A 25,022-nucleotide genomic window follows, 5' to 3' on the forward strand; every position below is an offset into this window, starting at 1 on the left:
GACTGCGATGTTTTGAAAACGTTTACATCCAATGGCGCGATCGCGCAAGCGAAATGATGTCACGCGAACGATCGAAAGGGCAAGCCATTGTTTTTAAGTAGCTATTTGACGAGTTGCCCAACGATCCGTTTCGATATAGAATGACAACGATTTCAAATTCTGGTCGACGACGGTCTGCCTCTGGCAGGCGAGAAGGACTAAAACTTATGGCGTTGGAAAAAATGGCCCGCGTTGATCAAGGCAGGCAATCGCCGACCGTTGTCGAGATCGCCAAGCGCGCCGGATGTTCTATCGCCACAGTCTCGCGTGTGCTCAACCGACCTGAAACCGTCGCGATCGATTTGAGGGAGCGCATTCTCCGGCTCGTTGACGAACTTGGCTACGTTCCCAACGGATCAGCACGCGCACTGCGATCGTCGCGCTCCCGACTGATTGGCTTGATAGTTCCGACGTTAGATGCCGCGATCTTCACTCGAATGCTTGAAGGGCTGGAGAGCCGGCTAGCGCCAGCCGGCGCGTCGCTGGTCTACTCTGCAACAGGTTACGACCTGGATCGGGAAATTCGCGTCGTCCGTAACCTCATCGAAAAGGGGGTCGATGGCGTCATTCTCGTAGGCTCCTATCACCGGAAGGAAACTCTCAAACTGCTGCGTGAACATAACGTCAAGTTTGCTGTGACCTACGCCCTCTCGGAAGACGTTTCGATTCCCAGCATGGGCTTTGACAATCGCAGCGGAGGGGCGTTGGCGGCAAACTACCTCGCCGACCTCGGCCACAAGAATCTTGCAGTCATTGCTGGCGTAACGCGCGAGAACGATCGTGCATCTGGTCGCCTTGAGGGCTTCCTCGCCACGGCCGAACGTCGCGGAATAGACCGTTCCAGCATCGCGGTGGTGGAATCGCCCTATGAGTTCAGCCGCGGCCGAGCCGCAGCTAAATTCATTCTTAATCAAAATAAGAATGTGACGGCGATATTTTGCGGAAGCGACGTGCTTGCTGTCGGAGCATTGCGCGCCTGCAAGGATACTGGATTGAGCGTCCCCCAAGACATATCGATGATCGGTTTCGACAACCTCGACATTGCCGATTATCTCGCTCCCAGCCTTACGACGATCGACGTCCCGGCTCGCCTGATGGGAGAAGAGGCCGCCAACTACTTTTTAGCCGATCAAAATTCGATGGACATACACTCCAGGGTCGAACTGGAAACGCGGCTGATCGTTCGAGAGTCAACTGCGCCCGCGAGAGATCGGCAATGACAGAGAGCGAATCCGCGTGTTGTTGCCTGGGTGATCTCCTCGTCTATCGATGTTCGCCCTCCTCAGGCCAATTCAAATCGTGGACGGCGGGCAGAGGCGCTTCCAACTACCGACCGAATCGATTCTTCGCAGCCGCTCGAACACGGAGGCCAGTTCTCAAAGACAAGCCGTAGCACACTTGCGCTCATCCATCGGCGGGGCCCCACATCGGCTGCTCCCCCCCATGCTTCTGAATTCATCCCGAAAAGAGATCTTGGCTCATGCAAGCCCAAAAAAGCCCTCTCTATAGTGGCCTGTTTCCGGTCGCTCCAACGCCATTCACGGACTCTGGAGATCTCGACCTAGAGGGACAAAGGCGCATTTTGGATTGCATGATCGACCAGAAGGTCGACGGAATTTGCATCCTGGCCAACTATTCAGAGCAATTCTTGTTGTCAGATGACGAGCGCAGATTGCTGGTCGACCTCTGCCTGTCACATGTTGCTGGCCGCAAGCCGGTCATGGTGACATGCAGCCATTTCAGCACCCGCATCGCGGTGGAACGCGCACGGTATGCAGCCGAACGGGGCGCAAGCCTTCTCATGCTGATGCCGCCTTACCACGGCTCGGGTCTCAAGGCGGACGAAGCCCATATGATCGAGCATTTCGCTCGTGTGGCCGATGCGGCAAGAATCTCAATCATGGTTCAGGACGCGCCGCTCAGCGGCGTAACGCTCTCGGTACCCTTTCTTGTACGGCTGGCAAAAGAGGTGCCGTCCGTTAACTATTTCAAGATCGAAGTCCCGTTCGCTGCAGCGAAGCTGCGCAACCTGATCGAGGCGGGAGAAGCCGCCATAGCGGGCCCGTTCGACGGAGAAGAAGCCATTACCATGATGGCCGATCTGGAAGCTGGCGCGACCGGAACGATGTCGAGCGCGCTATGTCCCGACTTGTTGCGCCCTGTTTTCGATCATCATATGGCGGGACGGAACACGGAAGCGGCCGCTGCTTATGCAAAAGTGCTGCCGCTGATCAATTACGAGAACCGCCAATGTGGCCTGCGCGCCGCCAAGAGCGTTATGAGGGAGGGCAACGTCATCAGGTGTGACGCTGTGCGGCATCCGCTGGAGCAAATTCATCCCAAGACGAAAGCTGGGCTGATTGAGCTTGCGCGTGGCGTCAACCCGTTGGCCCTCCGCTGGGGACGCTGACGCCTTCTGCACGAAGTGACTTACTTGGCGAGCTAACCAGCGAGGCCGAGAGTTTCTGCACCTGCAAGTCCATTCGAGTTCAAAAGCTTATCGATGACAAACAACTATATTGCTGGCGAATGGCTTCCCGCCGCGGAGGCGTCGCCGAATATCAACCCGTCCAATACCAACGATGTTGTGGGCGATTATGCCCGCGCCTCGGCTGCTGAGACTGAGCGCGCGATAGCCGCCGCTTGCGATGCGTTTCCGGCTTGGTCGCGCTCCACCATCCAGACGCGGCATGACATTCTGAAGGCGATTGGCGACGAGATCCTCGCTCGCAAGGACGAACTCGGCCGCCTGCTCTCGCGCGAGGAGGGCAAGACCTTGCCAGAAGGCATCAGTGAGGTCGCGCGCGCCGGACAGATCTTCCAATTCTTTGCTGGCGAGTGCCTCCGGATGGCGGGCGAGAAGCTGCCATCCGTACGGCCGTCCATCGATGTAGAGATCACCCGCGAGCCCGTTGGCGTCATCGGGTTGATCACGCCCTGGAACTTTCCGATTGCAATTCCAGCCTGGAAGATCGCGCCAGCACTTGCTTACGGCAACACGGTCGTGTTCAAGCCTGCCGAGCTCGTCCCGGGTTCGGCTCATGCGCTCGCCGAGATCATCGTCCGTGCCGGAGTGCCGGCAGGTGTATTCAACCTCGTCATGGGCCTGGGCTCAGTGGTTGGTGAGGCCATGCTCAACAGCTCAAAGGTGTCGGCCATCTCCTTTACCGGCTCAGTGCCGACGGGGCGCAAGATCGCCCTGGCCTGCATCACCTCTGAACCGATGAAGAAGCTTCAACTCGAGATGGGCGGCAAGAACCCCATGGTGGTCCTTGATGATGCCGATCTCTCGCTCGCAGTGGAATGCGCAGTGAACAGCGCCTTCTTCTCGACCGGCCAACGCTGCACGGCTTCGTCGCGGCTGATCGTCACAGATGGCGTTCACGATCGCTTCGTAGGCGCCCTGCAAGAGCGGATGCAGGGGCTTGTCATTGACGATGCCTTGAAAGCCGGGACGCTTATCGGCCCGGTCGTCGACGAGAGCCAACTCGAACAGGACCTGGGGTATATTAGCATAGGCAAAGCGGAAGGCGCAAAGCTGGTTGCCGGGGGCGAGCGCCTGAAACGCGAGGTACCCGGCTTCTATCTAGCGCCCGCGCTGCTCACGGAAGTGAGCAATGAGATGCGTGTGGCGCGCGAGGAGATTTTCGGGCCAGTCGCTACCGTGATCCGGGCGAGGGACTACGACGAGGCGCTTGCACTGGCCAACGATACGCCGTTCGGCCTGTCTTCGGGCATCTGCACCACCAGCCTGAAATACGCTACCCACTTCAAACGCAATGCAGAGGCCGGCATGGTGATGGTGAATCTGCCGACGGCCGGCGTGGACTACCACGTGCCATTCGGCGGCCGCAAAGGCTCCAGCTATGGCCCGCGCGAGCAGGGCCGCTACGCACAGGAGTTCTATACCACGGTGAAAACCGCATACACTTTCGACGGCAACGGTCCTTACGTGCCCAAGACTAAGTTGGCGTCGTGAGTGCCGTAAGCCGCAGATTCCCGTTTCGCGCTGATCAAATCACGTCGGAGGCAGGCATTTGAGTGGCCGGCTGGCTCGAACCTCTTTCAACAGTTACCCTTCGCGAGGAAGATTTCGCGCAACTCTGCAGTGCTTGGAATCCTCCGATGCGCCGGTTCATCCCTCTCCCTCCTCGAGCTGTGAAGCTCATTATGGTGGCCGGTCAAGGCGCTGGGGAGATCTTGCGCCTGCATGTCCACAAGTGGGGAGCGCCGGAGAGAACTACACAACGAACCACCTTAAGAGGCTACATCAGCTCAATCTCTCAAAGATGACGTTCAGATCGGTGATGGCAGCAAGACGGTACGCTCTGCTCTCCATCAGATCTATCATGCGAGCCGTGTTGCCCCCGAGAAAATGCTCACTTGGCTCGCATTGGATCACAGCAGGTTTGATGCGCTCGTGGTCGATGGCCTTGACGAGATCGTAGTCTAATCCTTCGCAATCGATCGACAAGAAATCGATCTTGTTTGCATACGGAGTCAGTAGCTCGTTGATGCCGACAGCGCTCACCTCGATATGCTCTCGGACTCCTCCTAGGCCGTCGAAGTCTCCGAAGCTCTTGATATGTGCTTCATTCAGAGAAGACAACTCATGCGCGTTTCCGATGAAAAGGGTGGCAGACGCCCGCGGAGTCGGCAGGACAACGGACGGCACGAGAACGTCCCTCGGACGCACTGTCCGGATCAGCGCTCCCAATTCGGGATTTGGTTCGACCAGAACACCTCGCGCCCCTCTCTGATACATAAGATAGGTATTCGAGGTGGAGATGGGGTGATGGGGTGATTGGCGCCGATCTCGACATAGAACACGCTCTCCCAAGATCTTTGGTTCTTGCAAAGATTCGCAGCCAAGATTCCTTCCAAAATAACGTCTTCTCCGGCTTGGGCGTAGCTAACTGGAGCGAAGTGCTTGATCCGAGAATTGGGAAGATTGAACCTGGCGACTTCCCGGTTTATGCACTCGTTTTCAAACTCGGAAAACATGAACTTGACCTCCAAATGTAAGCCGTTAAAGATAGCTGTCGCATCGTAGTCGTCCGGCGGCAACTGACGTTGCTGGCAGTTGACATCCTTGACGGAGCCGCCTGCCGTTTATCAAAACTTTTCTTGTGTCTGGGCAGCCGTCGATAGAACATGCCGCGGCTCTTTGTATGGGCCACTCGCCGGCTTCATGGCCAGGTTAAAGCTGAGCCGCAGCTCATGCCCGCCGGGCGTCGCTAACTATGAGCCAACTGATGTCGACCGTGATTCCAAGGCCGAAACTAAGGGAGATCGGCTATCAGTTCACGGAAGTTCCTATCCGCGCGCTTCTGTCCCGCAGGGGTTGGCATCTCGAATGTAAACGGTGACAGATCGAAGCCGTCGTGGCTGGGCAGCATGGCTTCTAGAACCGGAAACGGCAGATATGTTATGGTGGCTGCGTTGATGAATGCGGCAATATTAGACTCGATAATTTTGAGAATTTTCGGCTCCATCTTGTGAAAGCGAAGGCTTTGCTTGCGCTCTTCGGGCGGCAATCGCTTCCATATCCGCCAGAATGCCAACTCTTCTAAAGTGTCGATGCCCACGCCGTAGTAGTTCGGCGCCACTATTGGTGGCGAACCGATCGCCCAATGTACGGCCTTTGCCCCAGCGGCAAGCAACAATTTCGTGACAGCCTGACTGGTATCACCACGAATGAGAGCCTCGTCGACAATTACTATCGTGCTTTCCGCAAGGCTGGTTTGCTGCACCAGGTACTTTTGGGCAATGCGGGATTCTCGCTCGCTGGGTGCTCCAATGAGAGTTCGCTGGAGAAATTGTGTCGCGACGACTTCCTGACGGCGGGCTAACACGCCGTGCTCGGCGAGTGATGCAAATAGCCCATCGGCGTACGGCCCCCCCGTATGAGGCATGGAGGACACGATTGCTGGCGTGGAGTCTGGTGCTCCTTGCAGCCGCTTCGCAACCAGGCCGCCGAGAGCGACTCCGATCTTGTAACGAGTTTCTCGATGTGTTTGGCCTTCGATAGATGTGTTCGGATTTCCCAAGTAAAGAGTTTCGTAGGCGCAGAGTTTGGCCTTGTGTCGTCCAGTTCTCAGGGGATGATCAACGCAGTGCCCCTTTTTCCCGTCTACAAACTTGATGTGGCCCGGTAAGAGCTGCTGCCCCTTACCCTCTAGTCGGACAAAGGCACAATTTTCTGAAGCAAATAGCAAGAAGCCGTCATCTGTTTGCATAAATTCCAATGGCCGCAAACCAAATCGATTACGGTATGCGACCAGATTTCCTTCTCTGTCTAGGAGAAGCACGCTGATAGCGCCATCGATTCGATCATCAATGTCGCGAAAGAGCTTTTCATAGCTGACTGGCAGATTTTTTCGCCAATATTCTCTTTCGCAAGAGACTTCAATCCAATTGAGCAAGAGTTCAGCATCTGTGCTGCCGTCCAGTCTATAGCCGTCACCCAGCAATTCTCTCCTAAGTTCACTGGAATTGATCACAGCTCCATCTAAAGAAATCGCGAAATTGCGGCTAGCGCTCTCAGTAGTGCAGATCGGCCAAACGTCGCCGGTGCCGCTGCCTCGGCTATGAATCTGTGCGATTGCAACATGGGGCCTAAACCTCAAATTCTGTTCAACGTGTTCAATCCGAACTGAGCCGCATGAAAGGCCGACCGCTTTTGCATATCGAATACCTTCCTTGTGCATGAAAGCTGCAACGCTCACTCCCGCCTGCCCACGAAGCGCAAGTTTCGGAAGCATGTACTGCAGCTGATCATAAACCGTCGCCGGTGGCTTGCTCGAAGAGCATAGAAACGCTGCAGCAACACCGGACACGCTCTTAGTTCCCCTCGCTTTAAATTTCCGACGCCCCCCGGTCCGCCCCAGGTGGACGCATCAAACCGCGAACATGCGAGGAGTCCGGTTCGTCGCTCTTTAAGCAAGCGCCGTACCAGCCATAAATCGCTGCGATTCAAGTGACTAAAATCGAAAGATTTAGGCGGTTCGTTTGGAAAGGAGGATTTCGTCTAGTTCAATCCTGGACAGGTTGTCGGAAACCTGACGCGTTGGGTACAAAAAAGAGCCAAGCTTGAATGATGGTTCTCTTGTCTTATGCTAGCCCGTGATCCAGCTGAAGTCGTAACCGCGATCGTAGGCAGCGCTACGATATTTGGAGTCTGCGCGCCGCACCCCATCGGTCATGCCCAGTCTCACTGTTTCTACCCACGGCGAGTTTTTCCCTTCCATTGTTCGGCAAAGCGCACAGCCTCGAATCAGGCCAGAAAGGACTCTTGCACGCTCATTAAAGTTGAGCGGGAAACTGACCGGGCAACAAAGCGTCGCTTTCTTCAAGACAGTTGATGAGGACCTGAAATGCCGCAACCATTGCGGCTCCGTAAGCCGCAGTCACCTCGCCTTCGAGTGAAAGCTTCTTTGGCCGCGCGCGCAGCGACGAGCCGTTGAAGGTGACATATTGCAGTTGCTGACCACACTGAAGGTGCATCGTCATGCGCTGGTCCGCGCAAGCGACACGGTGCGTCATGGCCAAGATGCATGGTCCTGATCAATCACCAGCGTTAGTAGTTGATCAGGCGAGCGTCGAACGCCACGCTCTGGCCTGCTTAGCGCCCTTTTTCCTAGTCTGGTCATCCTTAAGCCCCGCTTTGGTGGCTGGGCTGGACGCAAAGTGGAAGACATGAGTGAAAAAATCAGAAGGCTTTCGCCGACTTTAAGCCCAGGTACCTGCTCGCTGCCGTGTGACGCTTTTCGCACATGGTCGTAGCATCCTGAACATCGCGGGGGCTTAAACGACGCACAATACCCACCCGATGGTTAGAATGGCCTGCCTCCCAACTCTCCTCGCTCCGGAAATGCCAGCCGGCATATGCAAAGGGCTGGTACGACGCTTGCTTAAGAATGAAGCGAAGTGCCAACGAGGCGCCCTGCCAGAGCGACTCCTTAACAAGTGGGTGACTGTATGTGCGCTCTCGCCGGTGCGTTTCTATGCGCTTCAAGCGAACCATCGCCGCGTATCGTTGACCTGCTGAACAAAATGACTCCGACACTTGCACTTTGTGGGCAAGCGGGTGTCGTCGCCGGCGTTGACCATGCCCTGCACTGCGGAGGACGTAAGGCGAAGCTCTGCGCCTACCAAGCTCTCTATTTGGGACGTCCAAACACGTCGGTCGAGGGTCATTCACACCGCCAAAGCCGTTACAACATCGGGCTCTCTTTGGGGAGAGTCGTTGCGGAGCGGCTTCAAGCAGAGCCACTCTTGATGCCGCCAATCGTGTCCTCCATGCCAAATACTTGGGGGCCGTACGCCGATGGCCTGTTTGACATCTCTCGCCGAACAGGGCGTGCTTGCCGTGCGTATTGACGTAGTAGCAACGCAATTTCTTGAGCGAACGCTCCTCGGCAGAACCGGCGCCCGGCAATTTCGCATTGCCCGGAAGTATCGAGTGTCGGAACCCGCCGCAGCTGAACGGACCGTAAGAGTTGTCGACGAAGCCCTCGTTCGAGGCGATACCAGCCAAGCCGTCACAACGATGCTCCTTGCCGCTGGAGCCGAAGCCGTACATTGGGCGATTGGTTCTCCCCCCATAGTTGCGCCAAACTACTACGGCGCGGATATTGATACGCTAGATCAGCTCGCATTCTGGCAGGCATTGAAGCGGCTGCCGTCCAAACTGCGCGCCCAATGCGTTCGCTTCCACAAGATGGAGCCGCCAGCGCCCAGACTCCTTGAGGGCAACATTGCCACGGCGATCCAAGCAGCATCGATAATTCATGTGCCCTTCCGCGCCGTTGTATCCGTATTAGCCAACAGGCCAGAGGACATCGATCTCTCACCTTTCACGTTCGACATGCCGCCCCCGCTGGACGGCAGCGCGCCGGTAGACACTTGGAAGCGTTGCTGGCCGCTCTTCCTGTCAATGCCCGTTTGAGGTCAAGATCATGAAACCCGCTCTCGTATTCGACTGGAACGGAACACTGCTCGATGACACCTATGCGCTTCTCGAAACGACCAATGTCATTTTGGACCGCTTCGGTCGTCCGAGCATCGATATAAAGACCTTTCGAGATCGTTGTGATGTTCCCCTCTCTCGTCTCTATCATAGCCTTGGAATGTCGCAGGAGGAGGTCGAGGCAGTGGAGCGTGACGAGGGCGCACTGTTCCACGACACATACGAGCCTCTTGCGGATAAGGCCGATTTGCGTGAGGGGGCGCGCAGAGTGATCGAGTTAGCGCGACGAGAATCCGCGCTACTCATCATCCTCAGCAACCACATAGTCGCGCCTCTGAAGTCCCAGCTGAGGAGACTTGGGGTGCATGACTACATTACCGACGTGCTCGCGTTTGAAAGCCGCGCCACGCAGTACAAATCCATGAGCAAAGGCGAGCGACTTCGGCTCTATATGCACAGCCACAACCTGAAGCCGTCGTCCACCTTCATCATCGGCGACATGCCCGTCGAGACCGATATTGCACGTGATCTCGGGCTGACAAGCATATCTATTACCGGAGGATTTGTTTCGACCTCCCGCCTGCAAGCTGCGCGTCCAGACTACACGATCAACAACCATCACGAGCTGTTGCCCATCCTGCAAAGGCATGGCTTCTTTGCGGGGTGTTGAATCATGAGCAAGGGATCATCATTGAACGCTGCTCCCAAAACGATCAAGCAGAGCATAGGGCTTATCGGAGCGGGCCGCATGGGGACGGGTATAGGCATCAGCCTGCTGCGCCAGCAAAGCGAGCTCCACATCAAGGTCAACAAGAACCGGCTCGGTGCTGACCGCCTGACAAGTGCTGGGGCCCGAGAGCATAAGTCGATCGCTGAGTTGGCGCAGCATGTGAGAGTGGTGGTGTTGTCGTTGCCGTCCAGTCGCGAAGTTGAGACGGTGTGCCTCGATCACGATGGGCTCTTTGCGCATATGTGCCAAGGAGGTTTGATCATTGATTGCACGACCTCGTATCCTGCCTCGACCGTTGCATTGGCTAAAAAGGCGCAAGGACGAGGTCTAAGCCTTATTGATGCTCCAGTGACACGAAGCCCTGAGCAAGCAGAGCTCGGCCTTCTCAATGCGATGGTTGGATCAGATGCAACACTCTTTCCCGTCGCCGAACGCATTCTTGCGGCGTTTTGCGAGACCGTGTTGCATGCTGGAGATGTCGGACAAGGCCACAAGCTCAAGCTTGTTTACAACAGCATGACGATGGGTATAGCGGCGGTTGCCGCTGAGGTTTGCCAATTGGCAGATAGTCTTCAGATTGATCTTGTAACGCTGCGCTCTTTGGTCAGTCGGGGTTCTACTAACAGTGGAATATTTCAAGCCTTCGCTGCCTTTTTGTTGGGAGAGAGACCAGACGCACTGGCAATCTCAATTGCGAATGCTTCAAAGGATATCGATTGTGCTGTGCGCCTAGCGCGCGAGAGTGCGGTGTGCGTGCCGGTCCTGGATGCGGCAGCGCAGGAATTCAACCTCTCGGTGACCGCAGGCAAAGGTGAACTGACCCTACCACATTTAGCCCGGTCATAAACGCTTGGATCGAGCGACACGGCCCTCGATGGCTGAAATCGATTTCACACCTAGCTGTGCACGAACCGGCGTCAAGCGAATCAACCAACTTTCGAATGAGACTCGCCTCATCGCGTTTGATCTGCGCATGAGAGGGGCCATAAATAGCGCGGATGGCCCGCATCCAGGGCTTGAGAACCTGGCGCTCCCGATGGTTTAACCCTTTTGAGGGGAGCCTCTCTGCTTCTCCTGGTTGACCAGAGCAAATGGACAAGAAACCTGTAATCGCGCCAAAAGGCCGCCAGCAGCCGCGGGTGAAAATCGAGGACGTAGCCCGGAAGGCGAATGTGTCGCCGGCGACGGTGTCGCGGGTGCTCAATCACCCCGATATCGTACGGCCGGAGCTTCGTGACAAGGTCATGCGGCATATCAATGACCTCGCCTATACGCGCGATAGCGCAGCGCGAGCATTGAAATCGGGACGCATGCGGACCGTTGGCGTCATCGTTCCGACGCTGGCACTTGGGATCTTTGCAGAAGGCGTGGAAGCGCTCCAGAACCGCCTCAGCGAAAGCGGCTACACACTGTTCATTGCGAATTCGCAATATGACCAGCGGCGCGAATTTCAGGAACTGCAAAGTCTCATCGAACGTGGCATCGATGGAATCGTGCTGGTCGGAGCTTCCCACGGACGGGAGCTGAGGAGCCTGATCGAACAGGCAGGCGTACCCGTCATCACCACCTATGTTGCCAAGGCCGCCGGCGGCATCCCCGCGATCGGAATTGACAACGAAAGCGCCACCCGCGAGATGACGGAGTATCTGCTAAGGCTTGGACACGCCCATTTCGGCGCGATTGCCAACGTTGTTGCCGCATCCAACGACAGATCCCGCGCCAGGCTCGAGGGAATTCAGCGCGCGCTCTCGGACGCCGGCCTCCCGCTCAAGCCAACCCAGATCGTCAAGGCCGATTATTCGCTTGCCCAGGGCCGTAGCGCCCTTCGTCAACTCCTCACCGATCACCCGGACACGACAGCAGTTATCTGCACCACCGACACGCTTGCCATCGGTGCAATGGCAGAGGCTCGCAAGATGGGGCTGGCCGTACCGGCTACGCTTTCCATCACAGGATTTGACGATGTGGAGCTGGCGGCGCAAATGGACCCGCCGCTCACAACGGTCAGTGTTCCAGCAGCAGAAATCGGCCGGGGAGCCGCCGATTATCTCATCAATGCCATCGCCGGAAGTCCTGTCCCGAGAAGTGTCGTACTGCCGTACCGGCTGGTCATGCGCTCATCAAGCGCCCCGCCGCGGTCCAGCTTCCGTCCCGCCCGTCGCGGGCGCAGTCGAGATCATTGACCGGACCACATTTCCTGAAATCAGTTTTCAGAACCGTGGCCTGTCCTTCGCGCCCCAGGGGCCCCGATAGCGTGGATTTCACCAATGCCCGGTCAGCAAGTTTGCTGAGCATGCAACGCGCGCCTTCGAGACCATCGATGGCACTAGAGGCTTCTCAATGCTCGCGCTCAACGTGAACGGAGTGAACGGGCGCGTGGTAATGGCTGGCGCCCAGTTCGTGTAGTCTATGATGCAGACGATGATGCGCAAGTTCAAGGGCAGCTCGCAGCCGCGAGTGTCGCGCTTCATCGGACTTGGGAGCAAGCGTGTCCATATAGGCGATCGATCCCTCGATTTGTGCAAGGACCGAGACTGCATCCGCGGTGGCAAAGATGGGCATCTCGCCTACTTTGACATAAACCGCACTGGTGTGCGCCGCAATGTCGGCCTCGCGCCCGGCGACACTGCCCCGAACGCGCAGCGCGATCCAGCATGACTCGCTGATGGCCAGCGAGAGCTGTCCCTTGCACGACAAGCCGCCACATCTGACCTCCTCGACGACGCTGCCGTTACGGATCAGCTCCAGGCGCGCTGGCGGAACGCTGACCGATTCGATTCGCCAGTCGATCGTGAGGGTGCCGCCTGAACGGGGAAGCGCCACCGTTCCTCCGGGGCGCCGTCCTTCAACGGTCATCTCAACCAGAGGTCCGACAGTAATGAACGTGTCCCCCCTACGTACGGCATCCATCCAGTTGCGATACGTGAAGTCGCGTTCGCCAAGCCATACATAGGTCCGCGAGCCCCCGAGGAGCGCGGCCGCGTCCATCTTGTCGGAGCCGGCTACCAGCGGCAGATGGTATCCGATGTTGAGATAACGATACCAGTCGGCGAGTCCAAATGCGCTGATCTGCGCGGTCCGCGGGTTGAACGACATCATTTCGATGGCGTCGACAAGGCCGAGCACAATGTCAGCCGCCCGCTCCGCCTGCGGATTCGGCGCGTGCGGCATGACCACCAGTCCACCTTGCTGGCGGCAGCGCTCCGCCCAGTCGGCCATGGTCGCTTCCAGAACATCGCCGATCGCAGCTTCGTTGGGCCCGCCGCAAGAGAGCGGATTGATCATCTCACCTTCGTAGCCAAGCAAAGATATGTGCCCCAGAACCTGCATCCGGTTCTCCGTGCCGACCCGCACAAGAAATTCTCCGTCCCCGCCGAAATCCTTTGCCCCCATCGTCGTGCGTCCGTCGAAATCGGCAACGTTTGTGAATAGCTCGCCCCATTGTGCGGCGAGCAAGTTGACCACGTTGACGCCTTCCGCCTTACCCTCAAGCAGCGCTGTCTGCGGGCTCAGGAAATGGACGTGCGTATCAGAGCTAACCCATCCCTGTTCGCGCCAGCGCAGCACACGATCGAGCTCAAAGGTGAGATTCTCCGTCGTTGCAGTGATTTCGACGATGGTGCGCAGCGGGCGCACCTCAAACCCCCTGCGGATCTCTACGAACACGGGCCCGAGCGGCAGGTTTGCGTCGCAACTGCCATCCACGTAGGCGTACTGATTCAGCCCATTGGCAAATTCGCCCGAGAAGTCCTCGAACCTGCCGGTATTGACCTTGCGGTGATGTCCCTTGGGTGGCAGATACTCTCCTTGCGCACCATGGACATGCAGCCGCGCGGCAACACGCGCGCCGCTGCCCTTCTCCACGATGCGGATCTTGACCGGCCTTGTGGCCGGTTCGACCGTCGCCACATTGAGCGAGGCGCCGCCTGCGTTACCGCCACCTTCCAACGATGGAAGATCGAACATGTGCAAGCGGCCATCGTCGGAGCGCAGATAGAGCCTTGCGTCCGGATGCGCGGAGTACTCGACGATGACTTCGTTGTCGGAGCGCACGGGCTGCACATCAACTTTGGCGCCCAGCCAATCCGCTCTGGAGTACTCGAGCACTGCGCGGGCCGAGATAACCGTGCCGAGGTCCATGCCGATCTGCTCGCCTCGATCGTCGACATCGAGCTCGCCAAGCTTGTTGAGATGGACCCCGGGCGGCAGCCTCACTTTCAGCTTGCGACGGCCCTGGAGGCGCAGCGGGTGCTGGGTGAGCGCTGTCGTGGTCACCGCAAAGACAAGCGAGATTTCCTGTTCCGCGCGCAAGCTTAGCGCCGATAGCTCCTTGTCCGGGTAGGGATTCGGGAGCGCGTAAAGCCACAGGTTCTCACCTTGTCGATCCATGCGTCCCGATTGGGTGCGGGCCTCGCCCTGGAAGAAGCTCCCCCCCGGCGCTCTGCCAAGTACAAAGTCCTCGCCGGTGCTTGCATGCACGATGGGCGCGCGTAGCGGCAGGGCGGCGAACGCACTCGCGCTCCAGGAGATGTGGTTCTGCTGGATCGCGAAGCGGCGCAGCACCGGCACTTCGGTCTCGGTCCCGTCGGCGTAGCGGAGCCCGTATGTCGCGACCCGGTCGCCGAGTAGATTGCCTTCCACAGGCAGCGTAGCCGGGCCGATCTCTCCAAAACCCTCTGGGCTTGTACTGGGGCGGTCTGCCGCCACTTGCACGAACAGCACATAGCTCGCCATTGTCGGCGGCAACGCGATTACGGCAGGACGGCCCCCGGGGCGCAGCTCCAGCACATCCGGTCCTGTTTCGCTGCCGAACAGAAAGGGCATGCCGCGATGGGTCTGCAGCCCGCGAAGCGAATCGATCCAGCCAGTGTCGCCCGGACGGCTGGCGAAACCTTCAGGCGCATTTGCACGCCTGGCGTTGAAATATTGCTTCAAATCCAGAGGCGTGAAGTGCGGCGATGAAGGCGTTTTCATTCGTTGGACCCCAGTTCAGGAATTCGTCGGCCCGCAAGCGAGCCTTGCCCGATCAATTTCCTCGGACAAGAAACGCTTGCATCTGCCCTGGCTAGCCGGAAAGCAGCAGGCAGGCCGCCTTCAATCACCGATGTAGACGCGGCCGCGCTTCTTAGCGATGTGGTAGACTACGACGCTGAGCAGCGCGATGAACGAGCCGTACACGGGAAACATCCAGGCAATTTTCTCGCGCTGCAGCCAGACCATCAAATAGGGTGACGTTCCGCCGAACAGCGAGACACCGAGTGCATAACCAAGAGCTACGCCCGTTGTCCGTACCGCACGCGGCATCAGAGTGGTCGCGATGAAGTTGTAGAGACCCATGTTGAAGCCAACAATGGCGCCGCCGAACACCGTGACAAAGAAGAACGTGGAGATGCTCTTTTCCGAGTAGAGCAGCGTCAGGAAGAAGCACGGGATGAGCAGCAGCCGCAGCAACGTGAACGCGCGCGAGGGCCGTACCTTGTCCGCGAAGGCGCCGACAAGGGGCGCGGACAGCATCCAAGTCAGAACCATCAGTGTCATGATTCCGTACACAGATGTGCTGTTCTCCTTGAACACAGTATTGGCCATGTTGGGCAGACCGGCGTTCCAGGCATAATTGGCAATCTGCATCGACCCGATGACGAGGATGACAGTCAGCAGGGATAGCCGCACGCCCCACAGCGTCCTCCATACCCCACCGATCGTTTCCTGAATGCGCGAAGCCTCATCCTGCCGATGCATGGCCCGACGGATCAACGTCTCCGGCACCGCGGTGCGCAGATAGATGATCAACAGACCCAGCACGCCACCGACCGCGAAGGGTATGCGCCAGGCCCATTCGCGCATCACATCGGGAGCCACCGAGGCACTCACCAGGAAGGCGACCAGACTAGATCCGAGGTTTCCCAGCTGGATGAACGTGCCGCCGATCAGACCAAGAAAACGTCCCTCCTTCCCGGGCGGCGCCAGTTCAATTGCGATGGCATTGGCAACGCCAGCTTCAGCACCCGTGGCAAGCCCCTGAATCAGTCGCATGATGAGCAGCGCCACGGCCGCCATGACGCCAATGTCCTTGTAGGTCGGCAATAAGGATATCAATAGCGAGCAAACCGCCATGGCCGTGACCGAAATCAGCATGACGCGCTTGTGGCTGATGCGATCGGCGACCGGCCCCAGCAGCGCCGCGCCGAGGGGCCGCGCGAAGAAACCGGCCCCATACACGGCCAGTCCCGCAAGCAGCGAGGTCGTCGGATCCTCAGAAGGAAAGAAGTGGGGCGAAAGAAACGCCGCCATCGCGCCATAGATGTTCCAGTCGTACCACTCCAGAGCTACGCCTCCTCCGAGGCCGGCGGTCATCCGTCTGTTCGCAACTGCATTGTCAAGCTGGATGGATACAGCGCTGGGCTGAGCAACAATGTTCATGGGTCCTCGGGTTCTATTGATGACATTGATGGTGTTGCGGGTCGGGACAGCCGCTCGTCGGCTCAACTGCTCCCGCCACGGCGTGGTCTACGAGAGCGGCGGCCTTGAGCGGGCCGGCCCGAGAAAGCGCAGGCGCAAAAGCTGGCCGGCATGCTGACCGTAAGCCCGCCTCGCTTCACCTAATTGCGGGCTCTGCCTCACGAGCGACCATTGCACGACCTCAGCCGCGCGGGACGCCTCGGTCGCTGTTAGCGACTTGCGCGGCGGCTCGCATGAAGCGCGCCCCGGATTCCATGCCATCCCCATGGCTAGCCTTCCTCCTGTTGCTCTAAGCGCGCTTCTGAAGAAGCTGATATTCTTGCTGGCAGCGCGGCGTCACAATAGGCGTCGCAGCGTCAATGAAATCCCTCAGATGCGGCCCACTCTCGCCGGCCGCACGCTTCCGGTTTCCCGCAGCACTGGGTTATCTTCTTGTCGATTTCTGAAATCGATTTCACACCAAAGTAGGCCATTTGAACTGCAAGTCAAGCCGCATTAAGGAGCATGCCGCCTTCTCTTCTCACTGTCAGCGGGTTGAGCCAGCTCCGCAAAAAGCTAAACCGGCCAAAACGAAGCTTCAAAAGGGCCTCGTTGCCAAGAAATCGATTTCAGTCTAAGCCCGCGACTCTCATATTCCTTCCGGAGAACCGCTCCATGACCGAGACGTCGTCCGATCTCATTCTCTCAACATCTGTCGCGCCCCACGTGCGTCTCTTCACGCTGAATAGGACATCGAAACGAAACGCCTTGAGCAACGATCTGATCCTGGAGCTTGCCGCCACTTTGCGCCGTGCCGCAGTCGATGAGGATGTCCGCTGTGTCGTGCTTTGTGGCAGCGATGCGTTCTTCTCCGCTGGAGCCGACATCAAGGAGATGCGAGAACGCGGTTTTGAGGCAATCGACAATTCCGCGCGACGTTCTGCCTGGCGGGACATCGCCAATTTCCCCAAGCCCCTCATTGCCGCGGTCGAGGGCATTTGCTTCGGCGGCGGCCACGAATTGGCGCTGCTCGCGGATATCGTGATAGCAGGCGAAGAAGCGGTATTTGGGCAGCCTGAGATTAACATCGGGATATTGCCGGGTGACGGCGCAACGCAAAGGCTGACCCGTGTGGCTGGCAAATCTCTGGCCATGTTGGTGATCTTGAGCGGCCAATCCATCACGGCGCGGATTGCGATGCAGGCCGGTCTTGTGGCGGAAGTTGTCGAAAGCGGTAGGGCGAAGATTCGTGCGCTCGAACTAGCCGATCTGATTGCGCAAAAGCCCCCCCGTTCGGCTGAACTTGCCAAAGCGGCCGTTCTCGCAGCGTTTCAAACCACGCTCGACGCCGGGCTCGAGTTCGAGCGGCAAGCGATACGTCACGCTTTCAGCACAGCTGACCAGCAGGAGGGAATGAACGCCTTCTTTGAGAAGAGGCCGCCGAACTATCGCGGGAAATAGCCAGCGCGATTTGCTGCACGCGGTGTCGCCGACGAAGCTCGCCCGCGCAACATGCGGTGTTCAACACTCCTTCGGCTCGACCGGGCCGGCGCTACGGGCCACGATCTCGTATTGGCCGGCCTTTGCCACGCCAATGTACATGTTCATCCTGCAGTGGCGCTTGCCCGGCACCATCTCCGCCGGCCCACCGGGCCCTTGCGCAATCTTGGCGTGGTCGAGCGCGGCAGCGACGGCCTCGCGGTCAATTGTACCGGCCTCCCTCACTGCGGCTTCCCACAGCTTCAGTCCTCGATAAGTGCCGGTCGCGGCGCTGCCTGCTGAGAACCGGAATTTGCCAGGAAACTGCTTTTCGTAGGCCCACTGAATTTTGGCGCTCACCGGATCTTCGACCGCCAGTGCCTTGTAATAGTCGAGGCTGCTGGCGAGGCCCTCGATCTCGTGAGCCTGATTCATTTCGAGCGTGTTCTCGTCGTAGTAGACGCAGCCCAGCTGTCCCCCATTCCTGGAAAAGCCCGCTTCATAAAGCTGCTTGAAGAAGGAGCCGACGCCAGGGGGGATGACGCAATTGAAGACCACGTCTACTTTGTTGGACGTGATGCGGCTCACGGTCGATGAAAAATCGATCTGGTCGAGCGGGTAGTACTCCTCGAACACCACCTCCCCGCCGCTGCTCTCGATCACCTTGCGCGCATAGGCGTTGATTGTTTGTGGCCAGACATAGTTGGAGCCAGGAAGCGCGAAGCGTCTGCCACCGTTTTTGAGATGAACCGGTCGCAATTCTGCGCCGGTACCGGGCCGGTGCAGAACAGATAGGGCGTGCACTCCCTGCCTTCGTAAGCCTGCGGATAGATGTAGAGCGTCTTGCCACGAGAGATGATGATGTCCTTGATGGCGTTGCGCATCGAGCTCGCAATGCCGCCGAGCACCAGGTCGACTTTGTCTCGCTGAATCAGCTTGCGGACATTGCCAACGGCGACAGACTCGTTGGACGCGGTGTCCTCGATCAGGAGCTCGATGGGGCGCCCCAGCAAACCACCAGTCTCGTTGATCTCGTTGACCACCATGCGAGCGACATTGGCGTCGGTATTCCCGGCAAAGCCGAGTGCCCCCGTAAGGTCGGTAGCAATGCCTATCCTGATCGGGCCTTCGGCGGCGTTGGCCCAGTCAGGACGGATCACCCAGCTGCCCGGCCCGGCCGCGATGGCCGCAGACGCAAAGGCGAAATTGCCGAGAAAGCGGCGGCGGCTGAGTTGTCGGTGATCATTCAACATGGAACTGACCTCCCCTTGGCTCATGGCCTTAAATCCACGTGCCCTGCTCTTTCCGGGGGCGCGGCAGCCTGAAAGCTATCCCTCATTTTTGGTTTCAAGCAGCCTCTTCCGCTCGCGTTTGGGTAAAATCGCGTAACGAAGGCAGCATTCAGGACAGTCTGAAAAACTCCCTCGCGTTCTCGCCAAGGATTCTGACTGCCAAGCGCTCTGCGTCTCGCGACCGAAAGTAACCGTTCGCGACTTTTTCGTTCAGAACCTCGCCGATCAACCGGCGCGCGCCCTGTATCGCGGCAAACGTCTCCTCAACGTGAAGACAATCTCCTCCAATCATCATTCGCGATTCATCTGGCAAAACTTCAATGGCTTCGTGCAGGGCGAGCTTGAAATGGGACGGGCTCAACAGAAAAGACCAGCACAAATCGAGCCAGACATTTCGATAAACAAAGGCCATTCCCAACAGGTCCCGGCTCCATGGATAGGCCAAATGCATCAGCAGAAAGCGGGTCCGAGGATGACGCTCAATCAACCCGGTCATACGTAGCGGGTGGGAGCCGCTTATGATTGCCGTTCCAAGATGAGTTTGGACTGGCAGGTCGGCCTCGCCTGCGAGTTGGCAAAACAAGTCGACGACAAAGTCGCAGAACGCCTTGCGCGCCGCAGGGGATGGAGACCTTTGTCCCCAAGCCTGCCGAGCCAGTTCCTCATTCGGTTCGTCAAAGCTTAGATCCCGGTCATAGGCGAGTGCGTTTTTGAGCGCAACGTGATTGCGCCGGGCGCAGCCGGCTACGAGCTCACGGATTGCGTCGCAATAATCATCGAAGGTTTTCACCTCCATGCCGAGGCGCCGCAGCAACGTATGCCCGCAATTTCCATTATGATCGCAAGATTCGGGGTGCCAGCCGAGGGCGAATGCGTTAATGCGCAGGACCGCATCGTAACTTTGTCCAAGGACCGGCCGCGGATCCATCAACGGATCGAGAAACGGGTCCGTTACGATCCTTCCGATGGCGGCCCGCCCAATCACTTCACTTGGCCATGCCGCCTCCTTGTGACGCAAGCGCACTGACGCGTCTACCGCCTCCCAGTTGTCGCGCGTGATTCCAGTGTCGGCGACGCCGTAAAGCTCGGCGACTCCGCGGACGAGGTTACGGACGAATGCGTTCGATCCGCTCCTCTCGAGGAACGGAGCAAGGGCCTCCCAGGTGGTCGGCTCGGTGGGGCTAGATATCATATTGCTCGTTGCCTTGGGCTCGGATGGCAGCACGTGGCTCGTCCAAGCCGCATAGCTCTGTTGGAACAGTTTCAACAGATTTATGTCCGGGCCGTGTGCGACCTCGGGCATGTGATGTTCATGGACATCGACGACTTGGCACGCATTCACAAAATCGCGTATGGTTTCGGACATAGCCCCTCTCTGTTCAGCCATCGCAAGGAACTCGAATGCGCCACCTGCGACCAGGAGGTGGCCGCCGGCAAACGCCTCTACGGCGCCAGATACGTCAACAGTCGCGGGTCGTTGCGCAGCTGTTGCGCCGGGCCCGAAAGCGCGACACGGCCGCGATCGAGCACATAAGCCTGCTCCGCTACACGCATTGCGAGGTCGAGATGTTGCTCGACGATGATGATGGCGATCTCTCTCGCCAGCTCGACCAAGCGCTCGGTGATCTCCTCGATGACGCCGATCCAGACACCCTCGGTCGGCTCATCCAGCAGCAGGAGTTTAGGGTTTCCGAGGATAGCGCGCCCGATTGCGAGCATCTTGCGCTCGCCACCGGAGAGCGTTCCGGCCGGCTGATCGAGACGCTGGCCGAGTTTCGGAAACATCCTCATCACCCGGTCCACCGCCGATCCATCGCGTTGCAAAAGCGATCCGACGGCGAGATTGTCACGCACAGAGAGGCGCGCGAACACTGAATGCTCTTGCGGCACATATCCAATGCCGGCCCGCACCCGCACTTCGGTCCGCCGACGATCGATGTCTTGGCCGTTGAACTGCAGGCCGCCCTTCCATGCCGGCAGTTCGCCCACAATCGTTTTCATGAGCGTGCTCTTTCCGGCGCCGTTGCGGCCGAGGACGGCCACCCCGCCACGCGGCGGGATGGCCATATTGACGCCGAACAAGACTTGGCTGCGTCCATAGCCGGCATCGAGATGCTTGATATTCAGGAATTCAGGCACGGCGCAGATAAATCTCCTGGACGCTTCTGTTGGCCTGGATCTCGGCAACCGTTCCTGACGCCAGCACCCTGCCCTGATCGAGCACGGTCAGGCGGTCGCAGATGTCGCGGATGAAATCCAGGTCGTGCTCCACGATGACGATCGAGCAATGCTGTTTGATCGGCTGCAGCAATTCGCCGGTGAGGCGTCGCTCCTCCAGGCTCATGCCGCCGGTGGGCTCGTCCAACAGCAGCAGGCGCGGTCGGCATGCGAGCGCCATCGCGATCTCCAACCACTGCTGCTGCCCGTGAGATAGGGTCGCCGCAGCATCAAAGGCGCGATCGGCGAGCCGGAACTGGAGGAGCATCGTCATGACCTCCTCGTGCAGTCGTCCTCGAGTGCGCGAGAACGCCAGGTCAAGCAGTGACGACCGGGCCTGCAGCGCGAGCAGAATGTTGTCGTAAAGCGTGAGGGTCGGTAGCACGGCGGTGATCTGGAATTTCAGGCTCATGCCGGCTCGCGCACGCTCTGGCGGCGTAAACGAGGTGACGTCAGTATTGATGAACGTCACCTTGCCTCGGGTCGGCACGAGCGCACCTGCAAGACACTTCATCAGCGTGCTCTTGCCCGAGCCGTTCGGCCCGATGAGGCCATGAAACTCTCTCTCGCCGACCGTGAGCGCCGCTCCGTCCAGCGCGGTGAGCTTGCCAAAGACCTTGGAGATGCCGGCGGCTTCAAGGAGCGGCATTGCGCTTCTCCTTGAGGCTCGGGCCGAAATGACCTACACGTTCCCGCTCGCCCAGCACGAGGCTGATCAAACCGAGGGGCCTGAACAGAATGACGAGCAACAGCAGAACGCCGAGAATGATCGGCCAGATATCGCGATAGTTGTCGGAGAGCCAGAAGCTGAGTCCCTCGACAATCGCGGTGCCGATGACCGCACCGATCAATGTCCCGGAGCCGCCGAACAGGACGTAAAGCACGACCTGGGTCGACATGACCACGCCCAGCATGTTTGTCCAGACGAACCCCTCGTGAAACGCATAAAGGCTACCGGCAGTACCTGCAATCGCGCCGCTGATTGCAAATATGATCGCCTTCAAATGCTGCACTTTGTACCCGAAGAAGGCGATCCGCTGTTCGTTCTCTCGCAATCCCGCCAGCGCCAGTCCGAACTGGGATCGCAACAGAAAGCGCGACAGGAGGTAGATCAAAACAAGAATGGTGAGCACCAAGTAGTAGAAACCTGGTCCCTCGCTCAATTCGTGCGAGCCGATTGTCATCGGTTGGATTGAAGGGATACCGTTCTGACCGCCGAGATAGTGTGAACCTCTCGCCAGCCGGTCAGCTGCGTAAGCTCCGGTCATAGTCCCAAGCGAAACGAAGACTACACTGGAGGGGTGACGGCCGAGCAGCAGGAAGCCTGCCAGCAACAATGCCGCCACAAAGCCTATCAGGGTTCCGGCCGGGAGAACGGCAAAGATCGATCCAACCCCGAAATCGCGTGAAAGCAGCGCCACACCGTAGCCGGCCATGCCGAAGAACAACGACTGACCCAAGCTCAAGATACCCGCATAGCCCCACACCAGGTCGAACGACAACGCGAAGAGGCACAGAATGAGCACTCGTGTCGCATAGACAGTGATGTAATCCCGCAGGACGAGAGGTGCGATCGAAGCGGCAATCAGTAATGCTAGTTCGAGAATTGGAAGCACCTTCGTTCGCCCTGCGAAGGCAAATGCCGTGACGGGGGAACGAGCAGCTTCAATGACGGGTGGCGGGGGCTGTATGCCAGTGCCGGTCGATGACATCAGCACTCCTTCGGATCGACCAGGCCGGCGCTACGCGCGACGATCTCGTACTGGCCGCCCTTCGCCACTCCAATGTACATCTTCATCCTGCAGTGGCGCTTGCCGGGCGCCATCTCGGCAGGCCCGCCCGGCCCTTCCGCAATCTTCGCATGGTCAAGAGCGGCGGCTACCGCGTCGCGGTCAATTGTACCGGCCTCCTTCACTGCAGCTTCCCACAGCTTCAGTCCTCGATAGGTGCCGGTAGCGGCGCTGCCTGCCGAGAACCGGAACTTGGCAGGGAATTGTTTGTCGTAAGCAGATTGAATCCTGGCGCTCACTGGATCCTCCGCCGCGAGCACCTTGTAGTAGTCGAGGCTGCTCGCAAGCCCTTCAATCTCGTGGGCCTGGTTCATTTCCAGAAAGTTTTCATCGTAATAGACGCAGCCCAGCCGCCCGCCGTTTTTGGAGAATCCGGCTTGGTAGAGCTGTTTGAAGAACGGGCTAACGCCGGGCGGGACAATGGCGTTGAAAACCACGTCTACTTTGTTGGATATGATGCGGTTAACCGTAGAGGAAAAGTCGATCTGATCGAGCGGGTAGTATTCTTCAAAGACGACTTCGCCACCACTGCTCTCGATCACCTTGCGCGCATAGGCGTTAATTGTTTGCGGCCAAACATAATTGGAGCCAGGTAGGGCAAAGCGTTTGCCACCATTTTTGATCAACCAGGGAATGAACTGGTCGCAATTTTGAGCCGGTACCGGCCCCGTGCAGAACAGAGAGGGCGTGCACTCTTTGCCTTCGTAACCTTCCGGATAGATATAGAGCGTTTTGCCGCGAGAGATAATGACGTCCTTGATCGCATTGCGCATCGAACTCGAGATACCGCCGATCACCAAGTCGACCTTATCTCGCTGAATCAGCTTGCGCACATTTCCCACGGCGACGGATTCGTCGGAGGCAGTATCCTCAATCAGGAGTTCGATCGGGCGTCCCAACAGGCCGCCGGAGTCGTTGATCTCCTTGACCAGCATGCGAGCGACATTGGCGTCGGTGTTGCCGGCAAAGCCGAGTGACCCCGTAAGATCGGTCGCAATGCCGAGCCTAATCGGACCTTCCGCAGCATTTGCCCAGTCCGGGCGAATCACCCAGCTCCCCGGGCCCGCGGCGATGGCCGCGGAAGCGAAGGCAAAATTGGCGAGAAAGCGGCGGCGGCTCAGTTGACGGTTGGCGTTGATCATCGGTTGACCCCTCTTCCCGAAATTAGGCCTTGCGGCCGGAACTTGATGAAAATGATGGCGAGCACGAACACCAGAACGTCGGCGATGACCGGCGACATCAGCCAAGGCAACCAGGCACTGAACGTGCCGATGACGCTGGCGCCAGCGACCGGGCCCGCGAAGGACCCGACGCCGCCGACCATCACGGCAACAAAACCCTGGATAAGAAATCGGATGCCGAGATCGGCGAACAGCGAAAAGACCGGCACGATCAGCGCGCCGGCGAGGCCCGCGAGCGCCGCGCCAAACGCAAAGGTGACGCTGTAGATCATTCCCGTGGAGATGCCCGAGGCCCGCGCAAGGGACGGGTTCTCCAGCGAGGCGCGGACTCGCAGGCCGAACGAGGTGTAGGCGAGGAGTGCATGGCTCGCGGCCATCACCAGCAAAGTGATAATGACGATGACGCCGCGCCAGGCAGCGAAGTGCAGACTTCCGATCGTGATAGAGCCACTGATTGGCTCCGGGACCGATAGATAGAGTCCGCCGGTCAGACCGCGCACGGCTTCCCGAATTATCAGCCCTAGCGCATAGGTGCCAAGCATGGCCACGATTGGAGCGGCGTAGAACCGTCGCACCACGAGTTTTTCCACCACAAAACCAAGCGAGCCGACCACGACGGGCGCGGCAAGCATGCCGAGCGGGACCGGCAAACCGACGCTGTGCACGAGATAAGTGACGTAGGCGCCGAGCAGGACGAACTCGCCCTGGGCGAAGTTGAAGATGCCCATCATGCTGGCAATGATCCCGAGGCCGAGCACGACCAGGACAACGATCGCGCCGAAGCTCAAGATTTCGAACATGGCAATAACTAGCGTGTCCATGCCGCTGCGTCACATTCCCTGGGATTGCGAGCACATCCTCTTCACGCCGACCGCTTGAAGGCGC

The 25,022-nt window shown here is 58.6% G+C and carries 19 protein-coding genes and 1 pseudogene; 8 read left to right on the plus strand and 12 right to left on the minus strand.

Annotation, left to right across the window (positions count from 1 at the left end; all coding sequences use genetic code 11):
- Positions 1 to 206: 206 nt before the first annotated feature.
- The 3 genes from GGD63_RS30810 (at position 207) to GGD63_RS30820 (ending at position 4,018) form a co-directional block, all read left to right on the plus strand.
- Positions 207 to 1,259, plus strand: coding sequence for a LacI family DNA-binding transcriptional regulator (locus tag GGD63_RS30810; protein ID WP_183247618.1), 1,053 nt, complete (start codon positions 207 to 209; stop codon positions 1,257 to 1,259).
- A 260-nt stretch (positions 1,260 to 1,519) separates the two neighbouring features.
- A complete protein-coding gene (locus GGD63_RS30815; protein ID WP_183247619.1) occupies positions 1,520 to 2,449 on the plus strand; it encodes a dihydrodipicolinate synthase family protein in 930 nt (309 codons plus the stop codon).
- Between the two features lie 93 nt (positions 2,450 to 2,542).
- Entirely contained in the window at positions 2,543 to 4,018 is a 1,476-nt protein-coding gene (locus tag GGD63_RS30820) for an aldehyde dehydrogenase family protein (protein ID WP_183247620.1), read from the plus strand.
- 291 nt (positions 4,019 to 4,309) lie between these two features.
- On the opposite strand, the gene GGD63_RS30825 is transcribed toward GGD63_RS30820, so the two are convergent.
- From GGD63_RS30825 to GGD63_RS30835, 3 genes are all read right to left on the minus strand, one after another.
- Complete coding sequence (locus tag GGD63_RS30825) at positions 4,310 to 4,897, minus strand: FkbM family methyltransferase (RefSeq protein ID WP_409334106.1); 588 nt, start codon at positions 4,895 to 4,897, stop codon at positions 4,310 to 4,312.
- Between the two features lie 424 nt (positions 4,898 to 5,321).
- On the minus strand, positions 5,322 to 6,767 hold the full coding sequence (locus tag GGD63_RS30830) for a hypothetical protein (RefSeq protein ID WP_312013442.1): 1,446 nt from the start codon (positions 6,765 to 6,767) through the stop codon (positions 5,322 to 5,324).
- Between the two features lie 577 nt (positions 6,768 to 7,344).
- On the minus strand, positions 7,345 to 7,551 hold the full coding sequence (locus tag GGD63_RS30835) for a hypothetical protein (RefSeq protein ID WP_183247622.1): 207 nt from the start codon (positions 7,549 to 7,551) through the stop codon (positions 7,345 to 7,347).
- A gap of 817 nt (positions 7,552 to 8,368) precedes the next feature.
- Between GGD63_RS30835 and GGD63_RS30840 the strand changes: the two genes are divergently transcribed.
- The 4 genes from GGD63_RS30840 (at position 8,369) to GGD63_RS30855 (ending at position 11,923) form a co-directional block, all read left to right on the plus strand.
- The gene (locus GGD63_RS30840) at positions 8,369 to 8,989 is read left to right on the plus strand and encodes a hypothetical protein (protein ID WP_183247623.1); all 621 of its coding nucleotides are present in this window, start codon (positions 8,369 to 8,371) and stop codon (positions 8,987 to 8,989) included.
- A gap of 10 nt (positions 8,990 to 8,999) precedes the next feature.
- A complete protein-coding gene (locus tag GGD63_RS30845) occupies positions 9,000 to 9,680 on the plus strand; it encodes an HAD family hydrolase (protein WP_183247624.1) in 681 nt (226 codons plus the stop codon).
- Between the two features lie 3 nt (positions 9,681 to 9,683).
- Positions 9,684 to 10,586: an NAD(P)-dependent oxidoreductase gene (locus tag GGD63_RS30850; protein WP_183247625.1), complete on the plus strand. Its 903-nt coding sequence runs from the start codon at positions 9,684 to 9,686 to the stop codon at positions 10,584 to 10,586.
- A 245-nt stretch (positions 10,587 to 10,831) separates the two neighbouring features.
- Positions 10,832 to 11,923 carry a LacI family DNA-binding transcriptional regulator gene (locus tag GGD63_RS30855; protein ID WP_183247626.1) on the plus strand — a complete coding sequence of 364 codons (1,092 nt, stop codon included), beginning with the start codon at positions 10,832 to 10,834 and terminating at the stop codon, positions 11,921 to 11,923.
- A 154-nt stretch (positions 11,924 to 12,077) separates the two neighbouring features.
- On the opposite strand, the gene GGD63_RS30860 is transcribed toward GGD63_RS30855, so the two are convergent.
- Together GGD63_RS30860 and GGD63_RS30865 are read right to left on the minus strand one after the other, a co-directional pair.
- Positions 12,078 to 14,714, minus strand: a complete 2,637-nt coding sequence (locus GGD63_RS30860; RefSeq protein WP_246785720.1) for a CehA/McbA family metallohydrolase — start codon at positions 14,712 to 14,714, stop codon at positions 12,078 to 12,080.
- 120 nt (positions 14,715 to 14,834) lie between these two features.
- Positions 14,835 to 16,160, minus strand: coding sequence for an MFS transporter (locus GGD63_RS30865; RefSeq protein WP_183247627.1), 1,326 nt, complete (start codon positions 16,158 to 16,160; stop codon positions 14,835 to 14,837).
- 693 nt (positions 16,161 to 16,853) lie between these two features.
- Here GGD63_RS30865 and GGD63_RS30870 point away from each other — a divergent pair.
- The gene (locus GGD63_RS30870; protein WP_183247628.1) at positions 16,854 to 17,639 is read left to right on the plus strand and encodes an enoyl-CoA hydratase-related protein; all 786 of its coding nucleotides are present in this window, start codon (positions 16,854 to 16,856) and stop codon (positions 17,637 to 17,639) included.
- 60 nt (positions 17,640 to 17,699) lie between these two features.
- Here GGD63_RS30870 and GGD63_RS30875 read toward each other — a convergent pair.
- From GGD63_RS30875 to GGD63_RS30905, 7 genes and pseudogenes are all read right to left on the minus strand, one after another.
- A pseudogene (locus tag GGD63_RS30875) lies at positions 17,700 to 18,910 on the minus strand (substrate-binding protein).
- Positions 18,911 to 19,058: 148 nt separating this feature from the next.
- Positions 19,059 to 20,315, minus strand: coding sequence for an amidohydrolase family protein (locus tag GGD63_RS30880; RefSeq protein ID WP_183247629.1), 1,257 nt, complete (start codon positions 20,313 to 20,315; stop codon positions 19,059 to 19,061).
- Between the two features lie 77 nt (positions 20,316 to 20,392).
- Complete coding sequence (locus GGD63_RS30885; protein ID WP_183247630.1) at positions 20,393 to 21,088, minus strand: ABC transporter ATP-binding protein; 696 nt, start codon at positions 21,086 to 21,088, stop codon at positions 20,393 to 20,395.
- On the minus strand, positions 21,081 to 21,815 hold the full coding sequence (locus tag GGD63_RS30890) for an ABC transporter ATP-binding protein (protein WP_183247631.1): 735 nt from the start codon (positions 21,813 to 21,815) through the stop codon (positions 21,081 to 21,083). Before GGD63_RS30890 ends, GGD63_RS30885 begins: the two co-directional genes overlap by 8 nt.
- Complete coding sequence (locus tag GGD63_RS30895; protein WP_246785721.1) at positions 21,802 to 22,878, minus strand: branched-chain amino acid ABC transporter permease; 1,077 nt, start codon at positions 22,876 to 22,878, stop codon at positions 21,802 to 21,804. Before GGD63_RS30895 ends, GGD63_RS30890 begins: the two co-directional genes overlap by 14 nt.
- Positions 22,878 to 24,098 carry a substrate-binding protein gene (locus GGD63_RS30900; protein ID WP_183247632.1) on the minus strand — a complete coding sequence of 407 codons (1,221 nt, stop codon included), beginning with the start codon at positions 24,096 to 24,098 and terminating at the stop codon, positions 22,878 to 22,880. The genes GGD63_RS30895 and GGD63_RS30900 overlap by 1 nt, the downstream gene beginning before the upstream one ends.
- A complete protein-coding gene (locus GGD63_RS30905; protein ID WP_183247635.1) occupies positions 24,095 to 24,958 on the minus strand; it encodes a branched-chain amino acid ABC transporter permease in 864 nt (287 codons plus the stop codon). Before GGD63_RS30905 ends, GGD63_RS30900 begins: the two co-directional genes overlap by 4 nt.
- Positions 24,959 to 25,022 lie beyond the last annotated feature (64 nt).

Origin of the sequence: Bradyrhizobium sp. cir1, assembly GCF_014198245.1 — a bacterium.
In the GTDB taxonomy this organism is placed as follows: domain Bacteria; phylum Pseudomonadota; class Alphaproteobacteria; order Rhizobiales; family Xanthobacteraceae; genus Bradyrhizobium.